This window comes from Kitasatospora sp. NPDC001664 (assembly GCF_053596675.1).
The window spans coordinates 1-25898 of record NZ_JBSFGS010000051.1; the positions used below are offsets into that span (position 1 = coordinate 1).

The window sequence follows — 25898 nt, forward strand, 5'->3', positions numbered from 1 at the left end:
AGGTCCTGGGCGAGGTGCCAGTCGCGGCACATCAGGTAGGCCAGCTGGCGCAGGCGCAGCGTGCTGCCCTCCGCGAAACTGACGAACTCGGCTTCGTTGCGCACTTCTCGGCCCCCAGGGTGGTGCGGTGCAGGTCTCGGTGACGGTGGTGCCGCGGCCCCGGACGGGGCCGCGGCCGGTCCGTGGCGGTCAGAGGATCCGGGGCAGGTCGGGGTAGGCGGCCTTGGCCCGGAGGCCCTCCTCCGCGGTCATCCAGGCCGAGAGCGCCGGGTCCCCCGCCAGGGCGATGGCCTGCTGCTCGGTGAGGGCCGGGGCGGTGGGCTTGTTGCCCTCGGCCTCGGTCCAGGCCAGGCAGGTCGCCACGTTCACCTGGACCACGGTGCCGTCGTGGTGACGGGACGTCACCACGACGTCCTGGACGCAGTTGCCCTTCATGTGGTCCACGACCACCTGCTGACCGCGGTCGTCCCGGCGGCAGGACTCCGTCGTGAAGCAGGAGGCCTCCGACTCCCCGCTGGTGACGAAGACCCGGATCATCCCCGTCCCGGCGGGCCCGGTGAGGTAGACCTGGGCCCCGGTGACCTGCGCGCCGTTCACCCCGTCGGTCTGGGCCGCGTACCCGCCGGTCCGCAGGCCGTCCGGTACCACCCCGGCCACCGCAGCCAGCAGGGCCGCGCCGGTGACGGGCTGTCGCACCACCGGTGAGGGGCTCGGCACATCGGCGGCGACCACCGCGGAGGGGCCGGCGCCGCCGCTGTGCGGCCGCAGCGGGCCGCCGAGCAGGAGCGCCGTCCCGGCCACCGCCAGGGCCGAGCCGACCACCGCGCCGACCGCGCGCCGGCGCCGCACCCGGCGCCCCTGCCGGACCGCCTCGCCGACCAGATCGCCGAGGGGTGGCGCGTCCAGTGAGGAGAGCTCCTCGTCCAGATCCTTGCCGAAGTCCTTCATGTCTGTTGCTGGCTCTCTGTCGTCGTTGCGCACGCCGGCCATGCGGATCCGCACTGACGCGGTTCTGTCCCTCAGGACGGGTCGGCCGTCCCTTCCGGTGACATCAGGACGCGGAATTCTCGCCCGCGGTTCTCCGGACCGGTCCGGCACGGCGGCACCCCGCGCCGCGAACCCACCGGCTAGCGTGGCGGCATGACGGCCGGTGAGAGTGATCTGCGCAAGTTGCTGAGCGGCATGAGCCCGGAGCTGCACCCGGGGAGGTACGTCTACTGCACGCTGCCGACCAAGGTCCCGGCGGGGCTGCGGCCGGTGGTCACGGTGGCCGAGGCGGAGGGGCCGACCGTGGTGGTGGCGCAGGAGGAGGCGGATTCGCTCGGGCTGCGCTACGAGTACGTGGCGGCCTGGATCACGCTGCGGATCCACTCGGCGCTGGAGGCGGTCGGGTTGACGGCGGCGGCGGCCACCCGGCTCGCCGAACACGGCATCAGCTGCAACGTGGTGGCCGGCTTCCACCACGACCACCTGTTCGTCGGCGCGGCGGACGCGGAGCGCGCGGTGCGCCTGCTGGAGGAGCTGGCGGCGGAGCAGGGCTAGGGGGTGCCCGGGGCACGGGAACTGGCCTCCCGTGCCCCGGGGTTGAGCAGGGTCGAGGTCAGTGGCAGGTGCCGCTGCCCTTGTCGTTGTAGGTCTTGCCGGCCTGCGGGACGAACTCGTAGTCGTAGCTGTTGTCGTGCAGGGTGAACTTCAGGACGCCCCAGGTGTCGGCGTTGCGGGCCTCGCTGTTGTTCTGGATGGTGCCGAAGCCGTAGAAGCTCGCACCGCCCATGCCCGCGACGAAGCTGCGCACGCCGCGCGCGTCGTCCCGGTTGCCGTTGGCGTCCTGCGGGGCGAAGCGCTCGTAGGTGTGGTTGTGGCCGGTGACCACCACCTCGGCGTTGTGGTCGTACAGCGCCTGGTAGAGCGGGCGGGTCGCGGTGGACGGCGCGTGGCTGGAGCTGGACGTGTACAGCGGGTGGTGCCAGTAGGCGATGGTGCAGGGCTTGGTGCTGGCGGCCAGGTCGCCGCGCAGCCAGGTCTCCTGGGCCGAGCCGGCCGACATCGCGATGTTGGAGTTGAGCGCGACCACGTGCCAGTTGCCGAGGTCGTAGGAGTAGTAACCCTTGGCCGGGTCACCGGCGTTGGCACCGAAGTAGCTGTAGTAGCCGGTGGCGCCCGAGGTGTTGTAGTCGTGGTTGCCCGGGGCCGGGCGGGTGCGCGCCTTGTGGCGGCCCCAGGTCGGCTCGTAGTAGGTGTTGAACTCCGAGGTGGTGCCGTTGGTGTAGACGTTGTCGCCGGCGGTGAAGACGGTGCCGGGGATCTTGTCCAGCAGTGCGGCGGTCGCGGTGTCGCCCGAACCGGAGTCCGCGATGTCGCCCGCGCCGACCAGCACCGGGTCACCGGACGGCTGGGTGGGCGAGGGGGACGGCGAGGGCGAGACCGTCGAGGTCGGGGTGGGCGTCGGCGTCACGGTCGGCGAGGCCGAGGCCGAGGGGGAGGCCGAGGGCGAGGGGCTCGGGCCGGAGGTGGTGAGCACCAGCTGCGGGGCGTCGGCGCCGCTCTCGCGGGTGTCGTAGTAGGCGCCGTCCGAACTGGTCGAGCTGACGCCGAAGCTGAAGGTGCCGTTGCCCTTCACCACCGAGGTGACGTCGACCTCGTACCAGGTGTCCTTGGTGATCGCACCCAGCGTGGCCAGGGTGGCACCGTCCTGGGCGGGCTTGTTGTTCCAGGTGGTGCCGGTCTCGCTCCAGGTGGTGCTGGAGACCGACTTGAAGACGCCGCCCTTGCTGGCGCCGCTGTTGCCGCTGATCGAGCGGACCCGGAGCTTGGCACCGGCGACCGGGGCCGTCACCCCGGCGACGGTGAACTTCAGGAACGCCTGCCGCACCGGGGAGTTGTCCGCCACGAACTGCGTGGAGGTGCCGTAGTTGGTGCTGGGGGTGGTGTCCTGGACGTAGGTGTCGGCGACCGGGGTGAAGGTGGTGGTCGCCGCTGCCGCGGTGGGAGCGGTCGCGGTGAGGAGCGTCGCGGCGAGCGCGGTGGTGACCAGGGCCGCGGAGGCGGCGGTCGCGGCTCGCCAGGATTGGCGCTTGCCCATCGGAGAGTCCCTTTCCTGGGGGAGAGGCCCGTGACCCGTGCCACGAGCGGGGAAATCCTGGGGGGGCTGCCGGGCGGGTCCGGCACGCGCAGATGAACAACTCGCGTGCAGGACATGAGGATCCGGGGATGTACGCGGTCAACTCGTACCCGTACACCGGCTGTTCACCCATCGCATGCCGAGCCGCTACCGAGGCCCTGTTGTCCGCCCGGGCCGGGGCACCCCACGATATGAGCCGTCCACGCCATCCCACAGCGCCGCCCGGAGGAGCTCCGTGTACCTGTCCACGATCGGGCGGCCCCGCTCCGACGGGAGCCGGACCGCCGTCAAGGTCGGCGCCAACGTGCTGGCGCTCGGCAGCGTCAGCCTGATCACCGACGTCTCGGCCGAGATGGTCACGGCGGTGCTGCCGATGTACCTGGTGCTCGGCCTCCAACTGAGCCCGCTGGCCTACGGTCTGATCGACGGTCTGAACACCGGCGCGACCGCTCTGCTGCGGCTGGCCGGCGGCTGGACGGCGGACCGCTTCCGGCAGCGCAAGGCGGTGGCCGGCACCGGTTACGCGCTCTCCGCGGCGGCCAAGCTCGGCCTGCTGCTGGTCGGCCGCTCGGCCACCGGCATCGGCCTGGTGGTGGCCGTCGACCGGGCCGGCAAGGGCCTGCGCACGGCGCCCCGCGACGCCCTGATCACCCTCTCCACCCCACCCGAGGCGCTCGGCCGGGCCTTCGGCGTGCACCGGGCGATGGACAGCTTCGGCGCCTTCCTCGGACCGCTGGTGGCGATGGCGGTGCTGGCCGCCGCCGGGCAGTCCTTCGACGCGGTCTTCGTCGCCAGCTGCTGCATCGCGGTGCTCGGCGTGGTGGTCCTGGTGCTCTTCGTCCGCGACCAGCGCGAGGAACTCCCGCCGGTGCGGGTGAAGCTGGACGTCCGCGGGCTGCTGAGGGCGGCCCCGGTGCGGCGGTTGACGCTGGCGGCCGTGCTGCTCGGCACCGCCACCGTCGGGGACGGCTTCGTCTACCTGCTGCTCCAGCGCCGCGAGGACCTGGCGATCGGCTGGTTCCCGCTGCTCGCGGTCGGCACCAACCTGGCCTACCTGCTGCTGGCCGCGCCGCTGGGTGCGCTGGCCGACCGGGTCGGCCGGCTGCCGGTGCTGCTGACCGCCTACCTCGCACTGGCCGCCGTCTACCTGCTGCTCTTCGGCCCGCTCGGCGGCACCCCGCTGCTGATCACGGCACTCGCCCTGTACGGCCTGTTCTACGCCGCCTCGGACGGGGTGCTGATGGCCCTGGCCGGGCCGGTGCTGCCGGAGCGGCTGCGCACCACCGGGATCGCGCTGATCCAGACCGGACAGGCGCTGGCCTACCTGGTCTCCTCGCTGCTCTTCGGCCTGGCCTGGCAGCTGTGGGGCCCGGCCACCGCGACCCGCTTCGCCGCCGGGGCGGTCGCGCTGGCGATCGTCGCCTCCGCCGTCCTGCTGTTCCGTCTGCCCGGCGCCGTCAAGGAAGCCTCATGACCACCGAGTTGACCAGCGAACGCAACACCGGCCAGGCCCCTGCCGCCGGGATGACCACCCGCACCCGGATCGGCGTGCTGGCGGCGCTGGCCGCCGTCCTGGCGAGCGTCGCGGTCGGCTACGGTCTGACGGCCGGCGACCGCGGCACCGCCGCGGACCGCCCGGCGGATGCCGTCCCGCTCCGGCTGACCACCGACGGAGGGCAGCTGCTGGTGGTCGGCGACCGCCACCTGAACACCGTGGCGGCGGCCGAGCCCGACGGGCCGCGCCAGGTGGGCGCGTTGGAGTGCGTCCGCTCCTACGCGGCCGGCGGCACCGGGATCTGCGCCCACCCCGACACCCAGTGGTCCTACCGGATGGTGGTGCTGGACCGGGAGTTGACGGAGACAAGGTCGATCCCCGTCCCCGGCCTGCCCAGCCGGGCCCGGGTCTCGGCCAGCGGGCGGATGGTCAACTGGACCACCTTCGTCGGCGGCGACTCCTACAGCGGCGGCGGCTTCTCCACCCGGACCGGCGTCTACGACACCCGCAGCGGTCAACTGGTGAACTCCCTGGAGGAGTTCGCGATCACCCGGGACGGGAGGCCGTACCAGTCGCCGGACGTCAACTACTGGGGCGTCACCTTCACCGCCGACGACAACCGCTTCTACGTCACCCTCTCCACCGCGGGGAAGCGCTACCTGGCCGAGGGCGATCTCGCGGCCCGCACGGTGCGCACCCTGAAGGAGAACGTGGAGTGCCCCTCGCTCTCCCCCGACGGCACCCGGCTGGCCTTCAAGGAGGCGGTGGACGCCGATCCGGCCAAGGGCTGGCGGCTCTCGGTGCTCGACCTGGCCACCCTGCGGGTGACCGCCACCGCCGAGGCGCGGAGCGTGGACGACCAGGCGGCCTGGCTGGACGACCGCACGCTGGCCTACACGGTGCGCGACGGCGCGGGCAATCCCGAGGTGTGGTCCGTCCCGGCCGACGGCTCGGGGCAGGGCGAGCTGCTGGTGGTCGGCGCGGAGTCGCCCTCGGTGCTGCGCTGACGCCCTCCGGCCGCGTGCCGTCCGTACGCTGACGGTCTGTCAGCGCGGTCCGTCGGGGCGCACCCGAACCGATCGGGCCCCCTTGACAGGTCTGGACCATTGCGGTTCAGTCCACCGTACGGTTCCCGTACCGGCCCGCGCCCCCACGTCCGCGGGTCCCCCACACCGGACGATCCCGTCCTCGACCCGTGCGGTTCCCCCACCGCACCCAGGGGAGACGAAGTGTCGACAAATCGACTGATGGCCCTGCTCGCCGCGCTAGCCGTGGCGGTGGGCTTCGCCGTGTTCCTGCCGGGGGCGGCCTCCGCCGCCACCTGTGCCACCGCGTACAGCTCCAGCGCCGTCTACACCGGCGGCGCCACCGTCTCGTACAACGGCCACAACTGGGGCGCCAAGTGGTGGACCCAGGGCGAGACCCCGTCCACCGGCGGCTCCGGCGTCTGGGCCGACCAGGGCGTCTGCGGCGGCGGTGGCAACCCGACCACCACCCCCACCCCCTCGCCGACCAGCACCCCCACCGGCAGCTGCAACTACCCCGCCTGGGTGGCCGGCCAGACCTACACCACCGGCGCGATCGTCCGGTACACGGACGGCAGGTACTACATCGCCGAGCACGACAACCCGGGCTACGACCCGGTGATCTCCACCTGGTACTGGGACCCGTACGCCTGCAACGGCGGCTCCAGCCCGACCCCGACGCCGACCGGCACCACCAACCCGGGCGGATTCCCGGTCAGCGAGGCCCAGTTCAACCAGATGTTCCCGAGCCGGAACTCCTTCTACACCTACGCCGGCCTGGTCAACGCCCTGAGCGCCTACCCGGCGTTCGCGGGCACCGGCAGCGACACCGTGCGCAAGCAGGAGGCCGCCGCGTTCCTGGCCAACGTCAACCACGAGACCGGTGGCCTGGTCTACGTGGTGGAGCAGAACACCGCCAACTACCCGCACTACTGCGACACCACCCAGCCCTACGGCTGCCCGGCCGGCCAGGCCGCGTACTACGGCCGCGGCCCGATCCAGCTGAGCTGGAACTTCAACTACAAGGCCGCCGGTGACGCGCTGGGCATCAACCTGCTGAACAACCCCAACCTGGTGCAGACCGACCCGGCCGTCGCCTGGAAGACCGGCATCTGGTACTGGATGACCCAGAACGGCCCCGGCACCATGACCCCGCACAACGCGATGGTCAACGGCGCCGGCTTCGGCGAGACCGTCCGCTCCATCAACGGCTCACTGGAGTGCAACGGCGGCAACCCCGCCCAGGTGCAGAGCCGGATCAACGCCTACCAGAACTTCGTGCAGATCCTCGGCACCGTCCCGGGCTCCAACCTGAGCTGCTGACAGGGCCGTCAGGGCCGGTGCGGCCCCCCGTGACCGCACCGGCCCCGGGACCACCGTCGGGTCAGCCCAGCGAGGGCAGCGACCTGGCGGTGGTCCCGGTCTTGGCGCCGCAGGCCATCAGCGACTGCAGCTCACCCAGCGTCCGGTTCGCCTCGCCGGCCCGGCTGTTGTCGAACGGGTTGTAGGAGAACGAGAGTTGGCGCTTGCCGCCCAGCTCGCCCAGGATCTGGGTGCCGTAGCCGGGGATGCCACCGCCGTGGCCCCAGAGCTGTCCGCACGGGGTGTCCTCGCGCATCAGGCCCAGGCCGTAGGGCAGGTACTTCAGCGACTGCGGGGCCACCGTGGTCATCTCGGCCAGCTGGGCCGCGGGCAGCAGCTTCCCGCCCAGCAGCGCGGAGTTGAACCTCGCCAGGTCGGCGGTGGTGGAGATGCCCGCCCCGGCCGCGCCCGCCATGCTCGGGTTGAGCCTGGTCACGTCGGCCCGGCCGCCGTCGGCCAGCTGCATGTAGCCCTTGGCGTGCACGCCGGGCACCGCGGTCGAGGAGGACGGGAAGCTGGTCGACCCCAGGCCGAGCGGCCGGACGATCCGGCGCTCCACCTCGGACTCCCAGCCGTGGCCGGTGACCTTCTCGACGATCATCCCGGCCAGGATGTAGTTGGTGTTGGAGTAGTGCCAGTCCGCGCCCGGGGCGAAGTACGGCTCGTGGGCGACGGCCAGCTTCACCAGGTCGGCCGGGCGGTGCTGCACCCAGCGCCCCTGGTCCAGCCAGCGCTGGGCCGCCTCCGGGGTCTCGAAGTCCAGGAAGTCCTTGGACTCGGTGTAGTTGAAGATGCCGCTGGTGTGGTTGAGCAGCTGACGGACCGTGATGTCCCGCCCGTTCGGCACCGTGCCCGGCAGGTAGCGCTCGACCGGCGCGTCCAGGTCGACCCGGCGTTCGGCCTCCAGCTGGAGCAGCACGGTGGCCACGAAGGTCTTGGTCACGCTGCCGATCCGGAACCGGCCGTCGGCCCGGGCCGGGGTGCCCCGGTCCAGGTCGGCCTTGCCGGCCGCGCCCTGCCAGAGCGTGCGGCCGTTCTCCACCACGCGGCCCAGGACGGCGGTCGAGCCGCCCTCCACCACCGCCGCGCGCAGCGCCGCGTCGAGCGCCTCCCGGTCGACCCGGGAACCCGGTGCAGCCTCCGCCGTGACCGCCGCCCCTCGTGCCCCCTCGGACGCCCCGGCGGCCCCCGCCACCGGCGCCACCACACCGACCACCGTCGCGGCGGCCAGTGCCACCGCCGCCGCCCGCAGACCCGCCCCGCGCAGTCCCATGGCCATGTCCCCAGTCCCCTCGGTCCGTTACCCGCCGGAGTCCCTTCCGGCCCGTCCACCCTCGCAGCGCGGTGCGGGCACGCACCTCCCCCTCAGGTCCGGTACCGGTCCTCCCCGAGGGCGAACCACCCCTCCGCCCCACGGGGTACCCGGCCCCTGAGGCCTCTCGGGGTCGTGGCCGGAAACCTCCCCGCCGAACGGCGGGGCCCGCACCCCGAGGGGGTGCGGGCCCGTGGTGCCTGAGCCGTTGGCGCGTCAGCCGAGGCTGGCGGACATGGCGTTCAGCAGGGTGGCCGAGGTGTCGTCGTTCTCCAGCGAGAAGGCGAACATTCCGGCCAGGCCCTTGGACTTGGCGTAGGCGCCGCGGGCCTGGATGGCCTGCGGGGTGTCACCGGTCCAGAAGTTGGTGCCGTCGTAGATCCAGGAGCTCTCGGTCACCGGGTCCCAGTGGGTGGTGGCGGCGGTCGGGGTGAGCTCCTTCCAGGCGGCCAGGCCGGCCTCCTGGCTGAGCGGCTTGGCCGGGGTCGGGCCGGTCGCGCTCTGGTAGAGGCCGTAGTTGGTGCCGGCCGGGACACCGGTCCAGCCCCGCCAGTAGAACGGGATGCCCAGCACGATCTTGTTGGCCGGGAAGCCGCCGGTCACGCCGTACTCCGGCAGGCCGGTGGTGTAGGCGGTCAGCGCGGTGTCCACGTTGTACTTCCGCGCGCCGGGGGTGACGGGCGTGGACGGGTCGGCCGGGCTGTCGTGCAGCGGGTCCTGGTGGTTGGTCGGGCCCTTGGCGTCCCAACCGCCGTGCATGTCGTAGGTCATGACGTCGGCGTAGTCCAGGTAGGCGCCGATCTTGTCGGTCTCCAGGTACTGGATCTTGTCCTGCCCGGCCGGGAGTGCGGCGGTGAGCAGGAACTTCTTGCCCTGCTGGGCGCCGTAGGCGTCCAGCTGCTCGCGGAACTCCTTGAGCAGCAGGGTGAAGTTCTGCTTGTCGGCGGTGGAGGTGTGGTTGCCCACGTGGCCGCCGGCCGAGCCCGGGTACTCCCAGTCGATGTCGATGCCGTCGAAGAGGCCGGCGATCGAGGCCTTGCCGCCGGACGGGTCGCTCGCCACGTTGGTCGGCAGGTCACCGGTCATGAACATCGTCATGCAGGAGGAGACGAAGGCCTTCCGCTTGGCGTCGGTGGAGGCCGCGTCGGAGAAGTACTTCGAGTAGGTCCAGCCGCCGATGGAGATGGTCAGGCGCAGGTTCGGGTACTTGGCCTTCAGCTGGCGCAGCTGGTTGAAGTTGCCCTTGATCGGCTGCTCGTAGACGTCGGTGGAGCCGTCCACGCTGGTCGCCGAGGTGTAGTCCATCTGGTAGTCGGCGTACGCGTCGCCCGCGCCGTCACCCGCGTTGGGGTTGTTCTCGTTGGCCGCGTCGGAGGCCTTCACGGCCTCGAAGCAGGTGTGCGAGGTGGGGTGGATGTTGGCGAACGCGTAGGTGATGACGTCCAGCTTGGCCGCCGAGCCGCTGGTGTCCACGTTCTTCGCGAAGTAGGTGTTCTCGTAGACGCCCCACTGGTCGAAGTAGGCGGAGCGGTACTTGGCGGCCGCCGGGGCGGCGGCGGTGGTCACCGTGACCGGCGCGGACTGGGCCGAGGCGTGGCCGGCCTTGTCGTAGCCCTGGACGGTGAAGGTGTAGGTGGTGCCGGGCAGCAGCGAGCTGACCGTGACCTTGGTGCCCATCGAGGTGGCCACCAACTGGCCCTGGCGCCACACCTTGTAGGCCGGGGCGTTGTCGGTCGAGTCGGTGGAGGCCTGCCAGGAGAGCACCACCGCGTTGTGGGTGGTGCGCTCCACCTTGAAGCCGGCCGGGACGGTCACCTTGCCGTCGCCGCCGGGGCCGTTCGGGGTGCCGCTCGGGCTGGGGCTCGTGCTCGGGCTGGAGCTCGGGCTCGAACTGGCCGACGGGCTCGCGCTGGTGGACGGGCTCGCGGACGGGCTGGCGCTGCCCGACGGGCTGGCGCTGGCCGAGGCGCTGACGGTCGGGGTGGTGCTCTGGGTCGGCCCGGAGGGGCCGGTCAGCGTCAGGTCGTCGGCCCGGTAGGTGCCCTGGCCGTACCAGCCGTGGGTGTAGACCGTCACCGAGGTGGTGCTCGCGCCGGTCTTGAAGCTGGTGGAGAGCTGGGTCCAGCCGGTCGCCGAGGGCAGCCAGGACTGGGCGTTCACCCCGGTGCCGGTGGCACCCAGGTAGACGTAGCTGCCCTGCACCCAACCGGCCAGCGTGTAGGTGGTGTTGGGCTGCACCGCGACGGTCTGCTGGCACTGCGCGGTGTCTCCCGCGGTGGCGGCGGCGCTCAGGGCGGCGGCGCCGCCGTGCACCGGGTTGCTCACCACCGAGCCGCTGCCGGCGGCGCAGCTCCAGCCGGTCAGCCCGGCCTCGAAGTCGCCGTTGGAGAGCAGGCTGACCGGGGCGGCCGAAGCGGTGCCGAGCGAGGCGACCACGGCGACGCTGCCGGCCGAGAGCACGGCGGCCAGCGTCAGGGCGCCGACTCTACGGCGTGACGATGCGGCCCGGAGCGCGGGGCGCTCGGGCAGAGCTCGTTCGAGCATGGTGGGGGTCCTCCGGATGAGTGGGGTTTCCGGCGGTACAGGGGATCAAAGATTGGACTGGACCAATTGGGGCGGTCAAGAGCACTGTCGGGCGCTGAGCCCCCGTCAGGAGGCTTTCTTTACCCGGGCCCGCGCCCCCGCACAGGTCAGGGGCCGGACAGCGGCGCAAGGTAAAGAAACTTTCCTGTCCCGCTCTCCTGTCCCGCTCCGGGCCGCACCTGACGGATAGGCTCACCCCGTGCAGATCACTCCCGACACCGCGCTCGTCCTGATCGACCTCCAACAGGGCATCCTGGCGATGCCCACGGCGCACGACTCCGGCGAGATCCTGAAGCACGGCGTCCGGCTGGCCGAGGGCTTCCGGGCCCGCGGACTGCCCGTCGTCCTGGTCCGGGTCGGCTGGCATCCCGACGGCGGCGACCTCCCGCTCCCCGGGGACGGGTTCACCCCGTCGCTGCCGCCCGCCGGCTTCTCCGAACTCTCCCCAGCCCTCGGCCCGGCCGAGGGCGACATCCTGGTCACCAAGCGGCACTGGGGCGCCTTCACCGGCACCGAGCTCGACCTGCAGCTGCGGCGGCGGGGCGTGCGGCACATCGTGCTGGCCGGCATCTCCACCAGCATCGGCGTCGAGTCCACCGCCCGCAGCGCCTGGGAGCTGACGTACCGGCTGACCTTCGTCACCGACGCGATGACCGACCTGGACGGCGACTCGCACGTCCACAGCACCACGAAGATCTTTCCCCGGATCGGGCACATCGCCACCACCGACGAGGTGCTCGCGGCACTCGGCTGACGGTAGGCCCGGGCACAACGGCCGTGCCCGGCACCAGAGTTCTGCTCTGGCGCAGGGCACGGCCGTTCCGGTGCTTCGGGTCGGGTGCTGCGGGTCAGCTGGTGAAGGACGCCGCGATGCCCATCGAGTCGGCGCCGCCGGCCGGCTCCGCCCAGGTGCTCCAGGTGCCCTTGATGTAGTCGGCGTCGATCTCGACCAGGCGGTTGCTGCCATTGACCGCGAAGACGTGGTTCACGTTGGTGACCGAGGAGGTCGCGCTGGCCAGCCGCTTCAGGCCGCTGCCGCCCTTGTTGCTCCAGCCGTTCCAGGTGCCGGCCGCGAAGTCGCCGTCGGTGTTGTACAGGTTGCCGTCCATGCCGATCGCGGTGAGGTGCACCGTCCTGCCGAAGGACGAGGCCGAGACGTCCTTGGCCGTGAAGCCGCCCGCCGCGGGCGCCCAGTCGTTCCAGGTCCCCGTCGCGTAGTTGGCGTCGATCTCGCGGAGCTGGTCGTTGGCGTCGACCACGAAGACGTGGTTCACGTTGTCGCTGGTCGAGACCGAGGCGATCCGCTTGAGGTTGGTGCCGCCGTGCGAGGTCCAGCCGTTCCAGCCGCCGTTCGGGAAGGCGCCGTCCGAGTTCCACATCTGGCCGTCGGTGCCGATCGCGGTGAGGTGCACGGTGTTGCCGAAGGAGGAGGCCGAAATCGCCTTCACCGTCGGGCTGTTCGGCACCTGGAACCAGCCGGACCACTGCCCGGTGGCGTAGTTGCCGTCCTTCTCCCAGATCCGGTTGTCGCTGCCGATCGCGAAGACCCGGTTGGTCGACCCGGTCGAGGCGCTGGCGACCTCCTTGATCGAGGAGGCCCCCATGCTGCTCCAGGGGCTCCAGCTCCCGGCGACGAAGTTCCCCTCGGCGTTGAACAGGTCCCCGTTCGGGGTCAGGTCCACCAGGCGCACCGTGTTGTTGGCGGCGGTGACGGGGTTGTCGTCGACGATCTTGTCGTAGCGGTAGGCGGTGTAGAGACCGTTGTCGTGGCTGTCGAACTTGGCGGCGTTGATCGACACACCGGTGACGTGCTTCACCGGGTCGGAGCCGAAGGAGTAGTAGGAGAAGGTGGTGTGGGCCGCGTCGTCCCACTTCTCGAACAGGATGACGTGCTTGGCCTCGTAGTCGAGGATGTCACCGGGCTTGAGCTCGCTGCGCGGGATCTGGGTGGCGACGCCCGGCAGCGTGCCGGTGGCCAGGCTGGTGCCGAGGTGCCAGGCCATCGAGACGTAACCGGAGCAGTCGGTGCGGTAGTTGCGCCCCGAGGAGTCCGGATAGGCACCCGTCCAGCTGTAGCTGATGCTGTTCCCCTGCTGGAACCAGTAGTCGGCCCGGGCGATCACCTCGGAGCGGGTGATCGAACCGTCCACCGACGAGGCGGCCTGGGCGACCGTGGCGTTCACCGTGGCCAGGGCGGTGGTCGCGACCGCGCCGGAGAGGGTGATGGCGGCGGCGAGGGCGACGCGGGTGAGCTTCGAGGCGCGAGAGGTCATGGCTGTGCTCCGGGAGGGTGTGCGGACGGATGGACCGCGCGGACTGCCGCCCTGCAGGAGCGGCGGTCTGGCGCGGCTGACGTACCGTCAGCGGAGGTTCGTTCCCTACCGGTCGGGCGCTTCCTGCTGACGAAGAACAGCTTCGTCGCAGCTCAGCCCGAGTGGAAGGGATCCCCGGCGGACCGAAGAGGCCATGGACGGATGCGTCCTCAGGCCGCCGCCCGCGGCTCCCGCAGGAACGCGGCCAGCCCCCAGGCGAGGACGGGGACGGCGCAGAGCACGGTGAGCACGCCGCGCGGCCCGTGGGCGTCGGCGAGCAGCCCCAGCAGCGGCGCCGAGAGGCCACCGACGCTCAGGGCCAGGCCCAGGGTCACGCCGGAGGCGGTGCCGGGGCGGGCCGGCAGGTAGTCCTGGCCGAGCTTGATCAGGACGGCGAACGGCACGTTCAGCACCGCGCCGGTGAGCACCGCGAACAGCAGCGGGAGGTACGGGCCCGGGGCGAGCACCAAGCCCGCCAGGGCCGGTACGGCCAGCAGGGTGCCGAGTCGGACCGTCCGCACCAGGCCCAGCCGGTCGGCGGTCCGCCCGCCCAGCAGGGTGCCCGTGACCCCGCCGCCGAGGAAGCAGGCCAGCGCCACCCCGGCCAGGGTCTGCGTCGCGCCCAGGTCCCGCAGCCAGTGCAGGCCCAGGAAGGTGCTGACCCCGAAGAACACCACCGAGCGGACCATCGCCACCGCCGTCAGCACCAGGAACGGCACCCACTGGTCCTCACCCGTCCGCGCGCCACCGGCCCCGGCCCGCCCCGTCGCCAGGGCGCGCCGCCGGTGCCGGTGCAGCACGTACGCCATCAGCAGCGCGGGCGGCAGGAAGAACGCCGTGGCCCGCACGCCCCAGGCCACCAGCAGCGGGGTGGCCAGCACCGGTGCCAGGAAGAAGCCGACGCTGCCGCCCGCCGCGAAGACGCTCATCGCGGCCGCGCTCTCCCCCGCCGCCTCCCGGGCCGCCTTGCCCGCCGCCGGGTGGAACATCGCCACCCCGATGCCGGAGAGCAGCACCAGCGCCCAGACCGCCGGGTACGGCCCGGCCAGCCCCGCCAGTCCGAACCCGGTGCCGGCCAGCGCCAGCCCGAGCGCCGCCGACCAGCCCAGCCCGTGCCGGTCCACCGCGATCCCGATCAGCGGCTGCGGGACCGAACTCCCGAGCGCCGCGGCCAGGGTGAGGCCCCCGGCCGCGACGTAGCCGTAGCCGCGCTCCAGCACGAAGTACGGCACCACCGCCGGGACCAGGCCCTGGTACAGGTCGTCCACCGCGTGCGCCGCTCCCCACAGGCGCATCCGCTGCCACGTCCCCCGCACCTCCCGGACCTCCGCCGTCCGCACCGCCCCGCCCATGGTCCCGCCCCTTCCGATCGGCCGTCCGCCCCAGCCTGCCCGACGGTCCTCCCGGCACCGGACGGTCCGTCAACTCCCTCCGGAGAGGGAGGCCGTCCACGCCCGGGAGGGATCAGCGGAGCGGGCCCCGCCGGTTGACTGGTGCCCATCGAACGGACGAGCCCCGGGGAGGGCGACATGAGCAGGTGGTTCAGGCGGTTGCTGGTCGGCGTGGCGGCACCGGCGCTGGCGCTGACGGCGCTGACGGCCGTTCCGGCGGCGGCCGCCGAGGAGCCCGACGTCCGGGCCGCACTGGAGGCCGTCCCCGGCCTGACCGTGACGGCGGAGCGCCCGGCCGCCGCCGGCTTCCGCTTCTTCGAGCTGAGCCTGCGTCAGCCGGTCGACCACCACCACCCGGAGGCGGGCACCTTCCAGCAGCGCCTGACCCTGCTGCACCGCGCGGCGGACCGCCCGACGGTACTGGCCACCAGTGGCTACGGCCTCGGCCCCGGCCAGGGCCGCAGCGAGCCCGCCGCCCTGCTGGACGGCAACCAACTCACCACCGAGCAGCGCTTCTTCGGCACCTCGCTGCCCAGCACCACCGGCGACTACCGGACCCTGGACATCTGGCAGGCCGCCACCGACCACCACCGGATCGTCGAGGCCCTGCGCCCCGTCTACCCGGGCCGGTGGATCTCCACCGGCGGCAGCAAGGGCGGCATGGCCACCGTCTACCACCGCCGGTTCTACCCCGGCGACGTGGCCGGGACGGTCGCCTACGGCGCGCCGAACAACGTGAACGACCGCGAGGACTCGGCCTACCGCGACTTCCTGGCCACGGTGGGCACCCCCGAGTGCCGGGCCGCGCTGCGGGCCGTCCAGCGCCGGGCGCTGCTGCACCGCGAGGAGCTCACCGCTCAGTACACCGCCGCCTACCCGGGTGCGACCTTCGAGCTGATCGGGAGCGCCGACAAGGCCTTCGAGATCGCCGTGCTGCGCACCCCGTTCACCTTCTGGCAGGGCATCGGCCGGTCCGGCTGCGCCTCCGTCCCCGGCCCGGACGCGACCGGCCGGCAGCTCTTCGACTGGCTGGACCAGGCCGGCCGGCTGCTCACCTTCACCGACGGCTTCGCCACCGACTTCGTCCCGTACTTCTACCAACTTGGCACCCAGCTGGGCTACTTCGGCCTGGAGACCGAGCACCTGGCAGACCTGATCCGCTACCCCGGCGCCACCGAGCCGCGCACCTTCGTGCCCCGTGAGGTCGAACTGCGCTTCCAGCCGGGTGCGATGCGCGACATCGACCGCTGGGTGCGCCTGCGGGGCGAGCGCCTGCTCTTCGTCCAGGGCGCGGCCGACCCGAGCGTGGCCGAGCCCTTCCGCCTGGGGCCCGGCACCCGCGACTCCCTGTCCCTCTGGGCACCGGGCGCCACCCACTCGGCGAAGATCGCCTCCCTCACCGACCCCGACCGCAGCGCCGCCACCACCGCCCTGAACCGCTGGGCGGGCCTGGCCTGACCGTCGCTACGCCGCCGGCCAGGCCAGCAGGGCGAGTTCGGCCACCGCACGCAGCTCGGACGCGGTGGCGCCGTCCCTGGCCTGCTGGGACATGCCCTGGAAGACGGACGCGAAGTACCGGGCCAGCGCGGCCGGTTCGGCGCCCTCCGGCAACTCTCCGGCGGCCCCGGCCGCCACCAGCCGGGCCTCGATCACGGCAAGGTTGGCGTTGCGCAGCTCGCGGAGGTGGGCGCCGATCCCCTCGTCCTGCGCGGTCACGTTGGTGGCGGCGCTGACGGTCAGGCAGCCGGCCGGGTGGGACGGGTCGGGGAAGACCTCGGCCGCCTCCCGCAGCAGCCGGGCGACCGCACCGCGGGCCGTGGGCTCCTCGGTGAGCGCGGCGGCGGCGAAGGCTCCGGCCGGGGTCCGCCCGTAGTGCCGCACCACCTCCTCGAAGAGCGAGCGCTTGTCGCCGAAGGCGGCGTACAGGCTGCCCGCCCTGATGCCCATCGCCTCGGTCAACTCGCCCATGGAGGTGGCCTGGTAGCCCCGCTCCCAGAACAGCAGGGTGGCGGCCTCCAGTGCGGCGGCGCGGTCGAAGCCGCGCGGCCGGCCGCGGCCGGCACCCGTTCTCTCGGTCATGCCGAACATTGTAGGTGGATCGTTCAAGAAATCGTGCTACGGTCTTTCTTGAACGATCCACCAAGAAATAGGGGACGGGGCAACAGCCATGCGTGGAACGACTCTTGAGCGGACGAAGCTCGCCGGCCGGGTGGCCCTGGTCACCGGCGCGAGCCGGGGCATCGGCCGGGCCGTCGCCGAGCGCCTCGGCCGGGACGGCGCCCTGGTGGCCGTCGCCTACGGCCGCGACGCGAGCTCGGCCGCCGAGGTGGTCGGGCGGATCGAGCAGGAGGGCGGGCGGGCCTTCGCGGTCCGGGCCGAGTTCGGCCGGCACGGCGACGCCGCCGCGCTCTGGGCCGCCTTCGACGCGGGCGTCGCCGCCCACGCGCCGGACAACGGGGTCGACATCATCGTGAACAACGCCGGGATCGCCCACGCCGCCGACCTCGCCTCACTCACCGAGGAGGGCTTCGACGAGGTCTTCGCGGTCAACGTCCGGGCGCCGTTCTTCGTGGTGCGGCACGGCCTGGAGCGGCTGCGCGACCACGGACGGATCGTCAACGTCTCCAGCGGCGCCGCCCGCCTGGCGATGCCCGAGGCGATCGCCTACGGGGCCACCAAGGGCGCCCTGGAGACCTTCACCCTCAACCTGGCCAAGCAGCTCGGACCGCGCGGCATCACCGTCAACTCGGTGGCCCCCGGCGTGGTGGACACCGACGTCAACGCGGGCTGGCTGCGCGGCAATCCGGCCGCCGAGGCACACGCCGCCTCGCTCGCCGCCCTCGGCCGGGTCGGGCAGCCCGAGGACGTCGCCGACATCGTGGCCTTCCTCGCCTCCGCGGACGCCCGCTGGGTCACCGGCCGCTCCATCGACGCCACCGGCGGCGCGGGGCTCTGACCAACCCCGGTAGACAGTGTCTACTTCCACCTGGTAGACACTGTCTACATGACCGATGAAGACCTCCGCGCCCGCCTGGTGGCCACCGGTGCCGAGCTGCTCGCCCAGGAGGGGCCGCAGGCCCTGACCCTCCGTGAGATCGCCCGCCGCGCCGGGGTCTCGCACGGCGCCCCGCGCCGTCACTTCCCCACCCACCTCGCCCTGCTCTCGGCGATCGCCCGACGGGGCTTCACCGACCTGGCCTCCCGCCTCGACCGGGCGCCCTCGGGCGGCCCGCGCGAGCAGCTCGCCGAACTGGCGCGGATCTACCTGGAGTTCGCCGCCGAGCAGCCCGGCATGTACGAGCTGATGTTCCGCCACGACCTGCTGGAGAGCGGCAAGCTGGGCCTGCGGGAGACCAGCCTGCCGCTGTTCGCCCGGCTCGGCACCCTGATCGCGGCGGCCCGCCCGGGCACCGACCCCACCGCGGCGGCCGGCGCGTTCTGGGCCAACCTGCACGGGCTGGCCCAGCTGCACCGCTGGGGCAGCCTCCAACTCGCCACCGGTCAGGCGGAGATCACACCCCTGCTGACCGCAGCCCTGGACGCGCACCTCGGCCCGGCCGCCCGGTGACCGCCCTCGCCGACTCCGTCGCCGTCCAGCGGATGGGCCGCCGTCAGCAGCTGCTCGTCCTCACCGGCAGCATCACCGGGGCTGCCGTGGTCGCCCTCGACGGCACCGTGCTGACCGTGGCCCAGCCCACCCTGCGGCGCGACCTGTCCGCCACCTTCGCCCAGGTCCAGTGGACCAGCACCGCGTACCTGATCGCGGTCACCTCCCTGCTGGTCTTCGCCGGCCGGCTCGGCGACCGCTACGGCCAGCGCCGGGTCTTCGCCGTCGGCGCCGTCGGCTTCGGCGTCGCCTCGGCCGCGGTCGGCTGCGCCCCGTCGATCGGCTGGGTGATCGCCCTGCGAGCCGCCCAGGGCGTGTTCGGCGCCCTGCTGCAGCCCGCCACCCTGGGCCTGCTGCGCGCCGCCTACCCGCCGGACCGGCTGGGCACGCCGATCGCCGTCCGGACCGCCGCGATCGGACTGGCCGCCGCGGCCGGCCCGGTGGTCGGCGGCGTGCTCACCACCCACCTCGGCTGGCGCACCGTGCTCTTCCTCGGCGTCGTCCCCGCCGTCGCGGTCGGCCTTTTCGCGCTCGCCGTACGGCTCCCCGGACCGACCACCGCCGCCCGCCCCGGGCTCGACCTGCCCGGGGCCGCCCTGCTGGCCCTCACCCTGGCCGGGCTGGTGCACACCCTGACCGCCCTCCCGCACCCCGGCCCGGTGGCCCCCGCGCTCACCGGCCTGGCCGCCCTCCTGCTGGTGCGGCACGAGCGCCGCACGCCGCACCCGCTGCTCCCGGCGGCCCTGCTGCGCACGGCCCCCACCGCACCGGCCCTGGCCGTCCTGGTGAGCGTCTCCGCCACCGTGTTCGGCACGCTCTACCTGGTCACCTACCTGCTCCAGGACACCCTGGGCCTGTCCGCCCAGGACGGCGGACTGCGCGGCCTCCCGCTCGCGCTCGCCATGGTCGGCGCGGCCCCGGCCGCCGCGGCCCTGATGCGCCGTCACGGCCCGCGCCGCGCCGCCGCCTCCGGGCTCCTGCTGACCGCGCTCGGCGCACTGCTGCTCTCCCGGCTGGCGCCCGGCACCTCCTGGTGGGGAAGCACCCCCGGGTTCCTGCTGCTGGGCGCGGGCTTCGGCACCGCGATGGTCACCGGCACCGCCGTGGTGGTGCGCCGGGCCGCCGTCGCGGACGCCGGGACCGCGGGTGGCCTCCAGCAGACCGCGATGAACCTCGGCCCCGCCCTCGGCATCGCGGCCGCCGCCACCCTCACCACCCTCGGCCTCTCCCCCGCCGCCACCGTGCTCGCCCTCGCCGCCACGGCCGCCGCCGCCCTCCTGCTCACCCGGGGGCTCCCCCGGGCATGACCGGCGGGCCCGGCCGAGGCGCAGGCCGAGGCACAGGCTCAAGACCCGAGCGGTCGTCAGCGGGCCCGGCGGGACCGGCGGGCCCTGCGTGACCGGCGCCCGCTGACGACCGGTCAGGCCGCCGCCACCGGCTCGGGAGCCGCCTCGGGGGCGCCCCCGGGAGCGGTCCCGACCGGCGGGGCGGCCCGCCGCCGGGCCGCGACCAGTCCGACCACCGCGAGGCCGAGCCCGGCCCACAGGGCGAGGGTGAGCAGCGGCCGGCCGGCCGCCGCGCCGTCGAAGTAGGCCACCGAGCGCAGCGCCGATCCGGCCGCGCCGGGCGGGAGTTGGGCGCCGATCACCCGGGCCGCACCGGGCAGCATCTCGGGGGCCGAGGTGATGCCCGAGAAGGCGTTGCCGACCAGCACCATCAGCAGGGCGGTGATCCCGATCCCGGGCATGCCGATCAGCGAGGCCAGCCCGGCCGCGGTGGCGCCGACCGCGAGCGCGGTCAACCCGAACACCCCTGCTTCGGCGAGCCAGTTGCCGCTCAGCGCGCCCAGCCAGGCGTGGCCGACGGCCACCGCCACCAGCCCGGTCAGCGCGGCCGCGCCGAGCAGCGCGCCGATCGCCGACGCACCGCGCAGCCGCAGCACCGTCACCAGTGCCCCCGAGGCGATCCCGGCCAGCACCAGCGGCAGCAGCCCGGCGCCCAGCACGGCGCCGCGCGGGTCGGCCGCCGGGGCCGCGACCACGTCGGTCACCGCGGCCCGGCCGCCGCTCGCGCTCTGGAGCAGCTGGGCCACCACCGGCCCGGCCGCCGAGGCGGTGTAGAGCTCGGGGCCCTGCGGCCCCACCACCAGCGCGCCGTAGACCTCGCGCTGCTCGATCGCGACCCGGGCGGCCGGGCCGTCGGCGTACTCGTGGATCTCGAACGCGCCTTGCCGGTGCGCGAGTTGCTCCTTCACCTCGGCCGTGGCGGCGGCCGGCCCGGCCACGCCGACCGGCAGGTCGTGCGGGGCCAGGCGGGCGGCCGGCCAGGCGAAGGCCCAGAGCGCGAAGGCCACCAGCAGGGGGACGACGAGGCAGACGACGGCGATCCGACGCGGTGTCGGCGGCAGGTCGGCGGACATGACTGTTCTCCGCTCTCAAGTCAAAAAGAAGGATCGTTCGTTTTACGAGACTCACTGTCGGACGCCCGTGGCGCGGTTGTCAAGAAGGAATGTTCGTTCTACGGTGGCGACCATGGCCCGCGTATCCCAGGCACACCTCGACGCCCGCCGCCGCCAGATCCTCGACGGCGCCGTCCGCTGCTTCTCCCGCAACGGGTTCCACGCGACCTCGATGCAGGACGTGCTGCGCGAGAGCGGACTCTCCGCCGGGGCGGTCTACCGGTACTTCGCCAGCAAGGACGACATCATCCGGGCCATCGCCGTGGAGGTGGTGGACACCATCCGCTCCGCCTACGCCGAGGCCGCCGGCGCCAGCCCCCGGCCCACGCCCGACGCGCTGCTCTCCACCGTGCTCGACCGGGTCTTCCACATGGCCGCCGGCGGCGACGACCCGCTGGTCTCCACCCGCCTGATCCTCCAGGTCTGGGCCGAGACCCAGCGCAACGAGGACCTGGCCGCCGCCCTGCGCGCCGGGTTCGCCGCCCTGCACGAGCTCTGGTCCGGACTGGTCCTGGAGTACCAGCAGGACGGCCGGCTCCCGGCCGACGTCCCGGCCGCCGACCTCGCCCGGATCCTGATCGCCACCGCCCAGGGGCTGATCGCCCAGCAGGCGCTCTTCGGCGACGTCGACCCCACCGCGATCGGCGCCGCCCTGCGGGCCGTGCTCCGCCCGGCCGCCCCCGCGCAGTAGCGGCCACCGGGGAGCCGCGCACTGTCGCACCCCTGCGCGATGCTGGCGGTATGAAGCTGCCCCGCGTCCGCTGCCCGGAGCCGTCCTGCTCCCGCCAGGTGGCCCTGATGCCCCTGGCCACCCGCGCCGGCTACGGCGTCGTGCACGACCACAAGCTGCACAGCCGCTCGCTGGCGCTCTGCCCCGGCTCGATGACGCACGTCCCGCTGGCCGAGGCCGCCGCCCGCCAGGACCAGCTTCCGCTGGAGGGCCTGCCGGCCACCCAACCCGCCGACCAGCAGCCGCTGTTCGACTGACGGCCCCGCCCTCGATCGGGTGGCCGGATCCACCTCCCCGCCACCGGCGGCCCGTGCGCCTCGTTGATCGTTCGTGCAGCTACCTCTGGCCGAACACCTGAAGACGCTCACCCACGGCATCGTCTGGACGTGTGCGTTCACCACCGACACCGCCGGACGCCCCGTCATGCTCAAGTCCGTCTACGACCCCGAGGTCTGGCAGTTCGGCGGCGGCAACGTGGACCACGGCGAGCACCCGTGGGAGAGCACCGTCCGCGAGGTCCGCGAGGAGACCGGCCACACCCTGCGCTGCGAGCCGCGACTGCTCGGCGTCATCTTCCAAGCCCCGGCGGACGGTTGGCCCGCCAAGCTGGGCCTCGCCTTCGACGGCGGCCTGCTGACGGCCGACCAGATCGAGGCCCTGGTCCTCGACCCGGCCGAGCACACCGAGGTCCGCGTGCACGCCCTCGACGACTGGCGGCGGATCCTCACCCCGGCCCGCTACGCCCTGGTCGCCGCCCTCGCCACGGCCCGCCGCACCGGCACCGCCCAGTACCTCGCCACCTGAGCGTTCACTGTCGGCCCATTGCAACAGCTCATCAGCTGACGTTGCGTTAGCAAGCACTCTTGTTGCAATGATTTATGCCACTTAACCTGCAGTTTCCTCTACTTGATGCAACTTCCTGGTTGCCCATACCGTGACTGCAACGTAGCGTTTGCGATGTCAGAAAACGCCAACGACGCAGGGACGGACCACCGTGAACACCTTCACCGCCACCATCACCATCGCCTCCGGCCGGCTCCGGATCATCGCCACCGACCGCACCGACGCCACCGTCCGGATCCTCCCGGCCGACCCGGGCAGCAGCCGAGACGTCAAGGCCGCCGAGCAGACCGTGGTCGAGCAGCAGGACGGCGCGCTGCGCATCCACACCCCCGAGTCGGCCAACCGGGCCTTCGGCCCCTCCGGTTCGGTCGAGGTGACCGTCGAACTGCCCACCGGCTCCCGGGTGCTGGCCGAGATCGCGGACGGCGCCCTGCACTCCACCGGCCGCCTCGGCGAGGTCACCTTCACCGGCGCCGACGGCACCGTGGACCTCGACGGCACCGGCGCCGCCCGGATCACCCTCCAGGCCGGCGACATCCGGCTCGGCTCGCTGTCCGGCGACGCCGAACTCACCACCGCCAAGGGCGACATCACCGTCACCACCGCCCGTGGCAGCTCCGCCGCACTGGACGCCTCCACCTCCTACGGCCGCGTCGTCAACGCCCTGCGCAACGACGGCTCCCCCGCCCTCACCATCCGCGCCACCACCGCCTACGGCGACATCACCGCCCGCTCGCTCTGACCCGCCACCCCTCAACACCCCGACCCGGCAAGGAGATCGCCACCATGTCCGACCACCTCACCACCACCGCCACCGGCGTCACCACCGCCACCAGCACCGACCGCCCCGAACTCCGGGCCGCCGTCGAGGAGATCGCCGCCGACGGCTGGGCCGGGATCCAGGTCCGGGTGAACGACCGCCAGGGCGAGTGGACCGGCAGCGCCGGCGTCGGCGAGCTCGGCTCCGACGCCCCGCCACCGACCGACGGGCACTTCCGGATAGGCAGCAACACCAAGACCTTCACCGCGACCCTGGTCCTGCTCCTGGTCGCCGACGGACTGCTCGGCCTGGACGACCCGGTCGACGACCACCTGCCCGGGTACGGGCTGGACCGCCGGATCACGGTGCGGATGGTGCTCCAGCACACCAGCGGCCTGTTCAACCACACCGGCGAGTACTACGAGGACGGCACCACCGCCCCCGGCATCCCCTGGCAGGGCCAGGAGTGGGTGGACAACCTCCTCCTCACCTACCGCCCCGAGGAGTTGCTCCGCCTCTCCCTCGCCAAGCCGGCCCGGTTCGAGCCCGGCACCGACTGGAGCTACTCCAACACCAACTACGTGCTGGCCCGCCTTCTGGTCGAGCGGCTGGCCGGCCGCCCCTACGCGGAGGAGATGCACCACCGCCTGCTCGGCCCGCTCGGCCTCACCGGCACCCTGGTCCCGGACGCCTCGCCCGAGCTGCCCGGCCCGCACGCCCACGGCTACTACACCTACCGGGACGGCGAGGAGTGGCGGACCGTCGACGTCACCCGCTCCAACCCCTCGTGGATCTCCGCCGCCGGCGACATGATCTCCACCACCCGCGACCTGCACGTCTTCTTCTCCGCCCTGCTGGGCGGCCGCCTCCTCCCCGCCGAGCTGATGGCCGAGATGCGCACCCCGCACACGAAGTTCGCCTACGGCCTGGGCCTGATCGTCGAGGAGACCGAGGCCGGCACCCTCTACACCCACAACGGCGGCTTCTGGGGCTGGGGCGCCCTGATGTACGGCTCCCCCGACGGCGGCACCACCCTGATCGCCTCGCTCACCACCGGCGACGCCCGGCTCGAGTTCGCCGAGACCGCCGCCGCCTTCGCCAAGGTCCAGCGGACCCTCCTCCCGCTGGCCTTCCCCCCGCGGTCCTGACCCGCCTCCCGCCGGTCCTCCCCGCGCAGTCCTGACCCGCCCCCGATCCACCCCTGCGGCCCCGGGCCGCGCCGGGCCTCCAGCCCGGCGCGGCCCGCCGACGCGTCGTCAGCCGCCGATCCCCTCCCGCAGTTCGGCCTCCACCAGCCGCGCCATGACCTTCTCCCGGTACGGGTGCCCGGGCTCGATCCGCTCGGCCCACTCCCTGGCCTCCGCCAGCAACGCCCGCCGCCGCCCGGGAAGTCCGGCCACCCGCTCCGAGCCGCTCGCCTCCACCAGCACCCGCGCCAGCCTCGACCCGTACGCCTCCGGGCTGACCTGCACCAGCGTCCGGTAGACCCACAGCCCGTCGGTCCCGCGCAGCAGCCTGCGGTCCAGGCTCAGCAGCCTCATCCGGGCCCGCAGCACCCGCTCCTGATCCACCATCACGTCCCCCTTCGTCACCGCACGCCCGATCGCCGGACCCGACGGGGCCCGGTGGGAAGAGACGTGGAATGCGTCGAGTCTGGGCCCGCGCGCCCGGCCCGGACAAGATCGGAAAAGGGTGTTCCGTGTCCTACCGGATCGATGGTCCGGCGGGATACATTGGGGTCGCCTCACACCCCGCTTCGCGGACGTAGTACCCCGGTGACCACCGCCCGGGGCCCACGGGGCAGGATCCCCCGTCGCACACCCCCCGCCGCGGATGCCGATTTCGCATTGGTGTATGAATTCTCTGTCGCACTCAAGACATACACACTTTCTTTACCTTTCCTAGGGGGAACCATGCGTAAGAGCACGTACCAGCGTGCCGCCGCGCTCCTGGTCGGCATCGGCGCCGTCCTGGCCACCGCCGGGCCCGCAGCCGTCGCCGCCCCGGCACCGGGCCTCACCGGCAAGCCGGAGCCGATCACCCGCACCATGCCGAAGGCGCCCGCCGCCAAGGCCCTCCGGTCGGCGCCCTCCACCGCCCAGGCCGCCCCGGCCGCCGCCGCGCTCACCGCGGTGGTGCGCCCGGGCCAGGTGCTCGCCCCCGGCGACAGCGTGACGGCCGGCAGCACCACCCTGGTGATGCAGGCCGACGGCAACCTCGTGATCTACCTGGTCGCCTCCAACGGCTCCCGGATCCAGGCCCTGTGGGCCTCCGGCACCTGGTGGAGCCCCGGCGCCCACGCCGAGATGCAGGCCGACGGCAACCTCGTGATCTACCGTCAGGGCGGCAGCGACGCCACCGGCGGCGCCATCTGGCACAGCAACACCTGGAACCACCCCGGCGCGGTCCTGGTGCTCGCCTGGGGCGGCCTGATGATCGGCGTCCCCGGCTCCGACGCCCCGCTGTGGGACGCCCGCACCGGCTTCGTCCCGACCGAGGTCAACGGCGAGTACACGGAGAACCCGTCGGACACCATCGGCACCGAGCAGGGCCTCGACCCCAACACCTGGGTGGAGTCCCGCAGCACCATCCTGATCATGCAGAACGACGGCAACCTGGTGCTCTACCGCAAGTCCGACGGCCGGGCCATCTGGGCCTCCGGCACGTGGAACCGTCCGGGCTCCTACGCCTACATGGACGAGGACGGCGTCCTCTTCGTCGCCGACGACAACAACCTCCACTGGCGCACCTACACCGAGGGCAACCACGGTGCCTACGCCATCGCCCAGGCGGACGGCAACTTCGTCGTCTACCGCCAGGGCGGCGGCCACGCCGCCGGCGGCGCCCTCTGGTCCTCCGGCACCTGGGGCAAGGCCTGAGCCACCACGGCCCCAGAGCC

At 73.1% G+C, this 25898-nt stretch carries 24 protein-coding genes; 15 read left to right on the forward strand and 9 right to left on the reverse strand.

Annotation, left to right across the window (positions count from 1 at the left end):
- Window positions 1-189 precede the first annotated feature (189 nt).
- A complete protein-coding gene (locus tag ACWCYY_RS38840) occupies window positions 190-948 on the reverse strand; it encodes a hypothetical protein (protein ID WP_449798756.1) in 759 nt (252 codons plus the stop codon).
- Between the two features lie 192 nt (window positions 949-1140).
- Between ACWCYY_RS38840 and ACWCYY_RS38845 the strand changes: the two genes are divergently transcribed.
- A complete protein-coding gene (locus tag ACWCYY_RS38845) occupies window positions 1141-1542 on the forward strand; it encodes an ACT domain-containing protein (protein ID WP_449798757.1) in 402 nt (133 codons plus the stop codon).
- Window positions 1543-1600: 58 nt separating this feature from the next.
- Here the strand turns inward: ACWCYY_RS38845 and ACWCYY_RS38850 are convergent, their stop codons facing one another.
- On the reverse strand, window positions 1601-3082 hold the full coding sequence (locus ACWCYY_RS38850; RefSeq protein WP_449798758.1) for a CBM96 family carbohydrate-binding protein: 1482 nt from the start codon (window positions 3080-3082) through the stop codon (window positions 1601-1603).
- Between the two features lie 274 nt (window positions 3083-3356).
- Between ACWCYY_RS38850 and ACWCYY_RS38855 the strand changes: the two genes are divergently transcribed.
- From ACWCYY_RS38855 to ACWCYY_RS38865, 3 genes are all read left to right on the forward strand, one after another.
- Window positions 3357-4595: an MFS transporter gene (locus tag ACWCYY_RS38855; RefSeq protein WP_345282744.1), complete on the forward strand. Its 1239-nt coding sequence runs from the start codon at window positions 3357-3359 to the stop codon at window positions 4593-4595.
- Window positions 4592-5623: a hypothetical protein gene (locus tag ACWCYY_RS38860; protein ID WP_345282745.1), complete on the forward strand. Its 1032-nt coding sequence runs from the start codon at window positions 4592-4594 to the stop codon at window positions 5621-5623. Before ACWCYY_RS38855 ends, ACWCYY_RS38860 begins: the two co-directional genes overlap by 4 nt.
- A 222-nt stretch (window positions 5624-5845) precedes the next feature.
- A complete protein-coding gene (locus tag ACWCYY_RS38865; protein WP_449798759.1) occupies window positions 5846-6964 on the forward strand; it encodes a glycoside hydrolase family 19 protein in 1119 nt (372 codons plus the stop codon).
- A gap of 61 nt (window positions 6965-7025) precedes the next feature.
- Here ACWCYY_RS38865 and ACWCYY_RS38870 read toward each other — a convergent pair whose 3' ends face one another.
- Window positions 7026-8282 carry a serine hydrolase domain-containing protein gene (locus ACWCYY_RS38870; RefSeq protein ID WP_449798760.1) on the reverse strand — a complete coding sequence of 419 codons (1257 nt, stop codon included), beginning with the start codon at window positions 8280-8282 and terminating at the stop codon, window positions 7026-7028.
- Between the two features lie 249 nt (window positions 8283-8531).
- Window positions 8532-10859 (reverse strand): glycosyl hydrolase family 18 protein, encoded by a 2328-nt coding sequence (locus tag ACWCYY_RS38875; RefSeq protein WP_449798761.1) that lies wholly within the window; start codon window positions 10857-10859, stop codon window positions 8532-8534.
- Window positions 10860-11097: 238 nt separating this feature from the next.
- Between ACWCYY_RS38875 and ACWCYY_RS38880 the strand changes: the two genes are divergently transcribed.
- Complete coding sequence (locus ACWCYY_RS38880) at window positions 11098-11652, forward strand: isochorismatase family protein (RefSeq protein ID WP_345282751.1); 555 nt, start codon at window positions 11098-11100, stop codon at window positions 11650-11652.
- 94 nt (window positions 11653-11746) lie between these two features.
- Here ACWCYY_RS38880 and ACWCYY_RS38885 read toward each other — a convergent pair whose 3' ends face one another.
- Both ACWCYY_RS38885 and ACWCYY_RS38890 read right to left on the reverse strand, forming a co-directional pair.
- Window positions 11747-13171, reverse strand: a complete 1425-nt coding sequence (locus tag ACWCYY_RS38885; protein ID WP_449798762.1) for a hypothetical protein — start codon at window positions 13169-13171, stop codon at window positions 11747-11749.
- A gap of 209 nt (window positions 13172-13380) precedes the next feature.
- Complete coding sequence (locus tag ACWCYY_RS38890; RefSeq protein ID WP_345282755.1) at window positions 13381-14562, reverse strand: MFS transporter; 1182 nt, start codon at window positions 14560-14562, stop codon at window positions 13381-13383.
- A gap of 177 nt (window positions 14563-14739) precedes the next feature.
- Between ACWCYY_RS38890 and ACWCYY_RS38895 the strand changes: the two genes are divergently transcribed.
- Complete coding sequence (locus tag ACWCYY_RS38895) at window positions 14740-16059, forward strand: S28 family serine protease (RefSeq protein WP_345282758.1); 1320 nt, start codon at window positions 14740-14742, stop codon at window positions 16057-16059.
- Window positions 16060-16065: 6 nt separating this feature from the next.
- Here ACWCYY_RS38895 and ACWCYY_RS38900 read toward each other — a convergent pair whose 3' ends face one another.
- Window positions 16066-16689: a TetR/AcrR family transcriptional regulator gene (locus ACWCYY_RS38900; RefSeq protein WP_345282760.1), complete on the reverse strand. Its 624-nt coding sequence runs from the start codon at window positions 16687-16689 to the stop codon at window positions 16066-16068.
- A 79-nt stretch (window positions 16690-16768) separates the two neighbouring features.
- Between ACWCYY_RS38900 and ACWCYY_RS38905 the strand changes: the two genes are divergently transcribed.
- From ACWCYY_RS38905 to ACWCYY_RS38915, 3 genes are read left to right on the forward strand one after another with little or no spacing between them, the layout of a single operon-like run.
- Window positions 16769-17557: an SDR family oxidoreductase gene (locus ACWCYY_RS38905; protein WP_449798763.1), complete on the forward strand. Its 789-nt coding sequence runs from the start codon at window positions 16769-16771 to the stop codon at window positions 17555-17557.
- A gap of 48 nt (window positions 17558-17605) precedes the next feature.
- Window positions 17606-18169, forward strand: a complete 564-nt coding sequence (locus tag ACWCYY_RS38910) for a TetR/AcrR family transcriptional regulator (protein ID WP_449798764.1) — start codon at window positions 17606-17608, stop codon at window positions 18167-18169.
- Between the two features lie 32 nt (window positions 18170-18201).
- Window positions 18202-19515, forward strand: a complete 1314-nt coding sequence (locus ACWCYY_RS38915) for an MFS transporter (RefSeq protein WP_449798776.1) — start codon at window positions 18202-18204, stop codon at window positions 19513-19515.
- A 113-nt stretch (window positions 19516-19628) separates the two neighbouring features.
- Here ACWCYY_RS38915 and ACWCYY_RS38920 read toward each other — a convergent pair whose 3' ends face one another.
- Window positions 19629-20627 (reverse strand): ABC transporter permease, encoded by a 999-nt coding sequence (locus ACWCYY_RS38920; protein WP_449798765.1) that lies wholly within the window; start codon window positions 20625-20627, stop codon window positions 19629-19631.
- Between the two features lie 112 nt (window positions 20628-20739).
- Between ACWCYY_RS38920 and ACWCYY_RS38925 the strand changes: the two genes are divergently transcribed.
- The 5 genes from ACWCYY_RS38925 (at window position 20740) to ACWCYY_RS38945 (ending at window position 24147) form a co-directional block, all read left to right on the forward strand.
- Window positions 20740-21357 (forward strand): TetR/AcrR family transcriptional regulator, encoded by a 618-nt coding sequence (locus tag ACWCYY_RS38925; protein WP_449798766.1) that lies wholly within the window; start codon window positions 20740-20742, stop codon window positions 21355-21357.
- Window positions 21358-21407: 50 nt separating this feature from the next.
- Window positions 21408-21653, forward strand: coding sequence for a hypothetical protein (locus ACWCYY_RS38930; protein WP_345282769.1), 246 nt, complete (start codon window positions 21408-21410; stop codon window positions 21651-21653).
- Between the two features lie 73 nt (window positions 21654-21726).
- Complete coding sequence (locus ACWCYY_RS38935; protein ID WP_449798767.1) at window positions 21727-22200, forward strand: NUDIX domain-containing protein; 474 nt, start codon at window positions 21727-21729, stop codon at window positions 22198-22200.
- A 190-nt stretch (window positions 22201-22390) separates the two neighbouring features.
- On the forward strand, window positions 22391-22981 hold the full coding sequence (locus ACWCYY_RS38940; protein ID WP_345282773.1) for a DUF4097 family beta strand repeat-containing protein: 591 nt from the start codon (window positions 22391-22393) through the stop codon (window positions 22979-22981).
- 44 nt (window positions 22982-23025) lie between these two features.
- Entirely contained in the window at window positions 23026-24147 is a 1122-nt protein-coding gene (locus ACWCYY_RS38945) for a serine hydrolase domain-containing protein (protein WP_449798768.1), read from the forward strand.
- A 108-nt stretch (window positions 24148-24255) separates the two neighbouring features.
- On the opposite strand, the gene ACWCYY_RS38950 is transcribed toward ACWCYY_RS38945, so the two are convergent.
- Window positions 24256-24573, reverse strand: coding sequence for a hypothetical protein (locus ACWCYY_RS38950; protein ID WP_345282779.1), 318 nt, complete (start codon window positions 24571-24573; stop codon window positions 24256-24258).
- A gap of 339 nt (window positions 24574-24912) precedes the next feature.
- Between ACWCYY_RS38950 and ACWCYY_RS38955 the strand changes: the two genes are divergently transcribed.
- Complete coding sequence (locus ACWCYY_RS38955; protein WP_449798769.1) at window positions 24913-25878, forward strand: hypothetical protein; 966 nt, start codon at window positions 24913-24915, stop codon at window positions 25876-25878.
- Window positions 25879-25898: the final 20 nt, after the last annotated feature.

What these genes read in the sequence shown, in the direction of transcription:
- ACWCYY_RS38905 (WP_449798763.1), top strand. Translation starts at nt 16,769, where the DNA reads ATGCGTGGAACGACTCTTGAGCGGACGAAGCTCGCCGGCCGGGTGGCC.
- ACWCYY_RS38955 (WP_449798769.1), top strand. Translation starts at nt 24,913, where the DNA reads ATGCGTAAGAGCACGTACCAGCGTGCCGCCGCGCTCCTGGTCGGCATC.
- ACWCYY_RS38860 (WP_345282745.1), top strand. Translation starts at nt 4,592, where the DNA reads ATGACCACCGAGTTGACCAGCGAACGCAACACCGGCCAGGCCCCTGCC.
- ACWCYY_RS38920 (WP_449798765.1), bottom strand. Translation starts at nt 20,627, where the DNA reads ATGTCCGCCGACCTGCCGCCGACACCGCGTCGGATCGCCGTCGTCTGC.
- ACWCYY_RS38925 (WP_449798766.1), top strand. Translation starts at nt 20,740, where the DNA reads ATGGCCCGCGTATCCCAGGCACACCTCGACGCCCGCCGCCGCCAGATC.
- ACWCYY_RS38870 (WP_449798760.1), bottom strand. Translation starts at nt 8,282, where the DNA reads ATGGCCATGGGACTGCGCGGGGCGGGTCTGCGGGCGGCGGCGGTGGCA.
- ACWCYY_RS38875 (WP_449798761.1), bottom strand. Translation starts at nt 10,859, where the DNA reads ATGCTCGAACGAGCTCTGCCCGAGCGCCCCGCGCTCCGGGCCGCATCG.
- ACWCYY_RS38930 (WP_345282769.1), top strand. Translation starts at nt 21,408, where the DNA reads ATGAAGCTGCCCCGCGTCCGCTGCCCGGAGCCGTCCTGCTCCCGCCAG.
- ACWCYY_RS38845 (WP_449798757.1), top strand. Translation starts at nt 1,141, where the DNA reads ATGACGGCCGGTGAGAGTGATCTGCGCAAGTTGCTGAGCGGCATGAGC.
- ACWCYY_RS38900 (WP_345282760.1), bottom strand. Translation starts at nt 16,689, where the DNA reads ATGTTCGGCATGACCGAGAGAACGGGTGCCGGCCGCGGCCGGCCGCGC.
- ACWCYY_RS38895 (WP_345282758.1), top strand. Translation starts at nt 14,740, where the DNA reads ATGAGCAGGTGGTTCAGGCGGTTGCTGGTCGGCGTGGCGGCACCGGCG.
- ACWCYY_RS38945 (WP_449798768.1), top strand. Translation starts at nt 23,026, where the DNA reads ATGTCCGACCACCTCACCACCACCGCCACCGGCGTCACCACCGCCACC.
- ACWCYY_RS38885 (WP_449798762.1), bottom strand. Translation starts at nt 13,171, where the DNA reads ATGACCTCTCGCGCCTCGAAGCTCACCCGCGTCGCCCTCGCCGCCGCC.
- ACWCYY_RS38910 (WP_449798764.1), top strand. Translation starts at nt 17,606, where the DNA reads ATGACCGATGAAGACCTCCGCGCCCGCCTGGTGGCCACCGGTGCCGAG.
- ACWCYY_RS38915 (WP_449798776.1), top strand. Translation starts at nt 18,202, where the DNA reads ATGGGCCGCCGTCAGCAGCTGCTCGTCCTCACCGGCAGCATCACCGGG.
- ACWCYY_RS38840 (WP_449798756.1), bottom strand. Translation starts at nt 948, where the DNA reads ATGAAGGACTTCGGCAAGGATCTGGACGAGGAGCTCTCCTCACTGGAC.
- ACWCYY_RS38850 (WP_449798758.1), bottom strand. Translation starts at nt 3,082, where the DNA reads ATGGGCAAGCGCCAATCCTGGCGAGCCGCGACCGCCGCCTCCGCGGCC.
- ACWCYY_RS38950 (WP_345282779.1), bottom strand. Translation starts at nt 24,573, where the DNA reads ATGGTGGATCAGGAGCGGGTGCTGCGGGCCCGGATGAGGCTGCTGAGC.
- ACWCYY_RS38890 (WP_345282755.1), bottom strand. Translation starts at nt 14,562, where the DNA reads ATGGGCGGGGCGGTGCGGACGGCGGAGGTCCGGGAGGTGCGGGGGACG.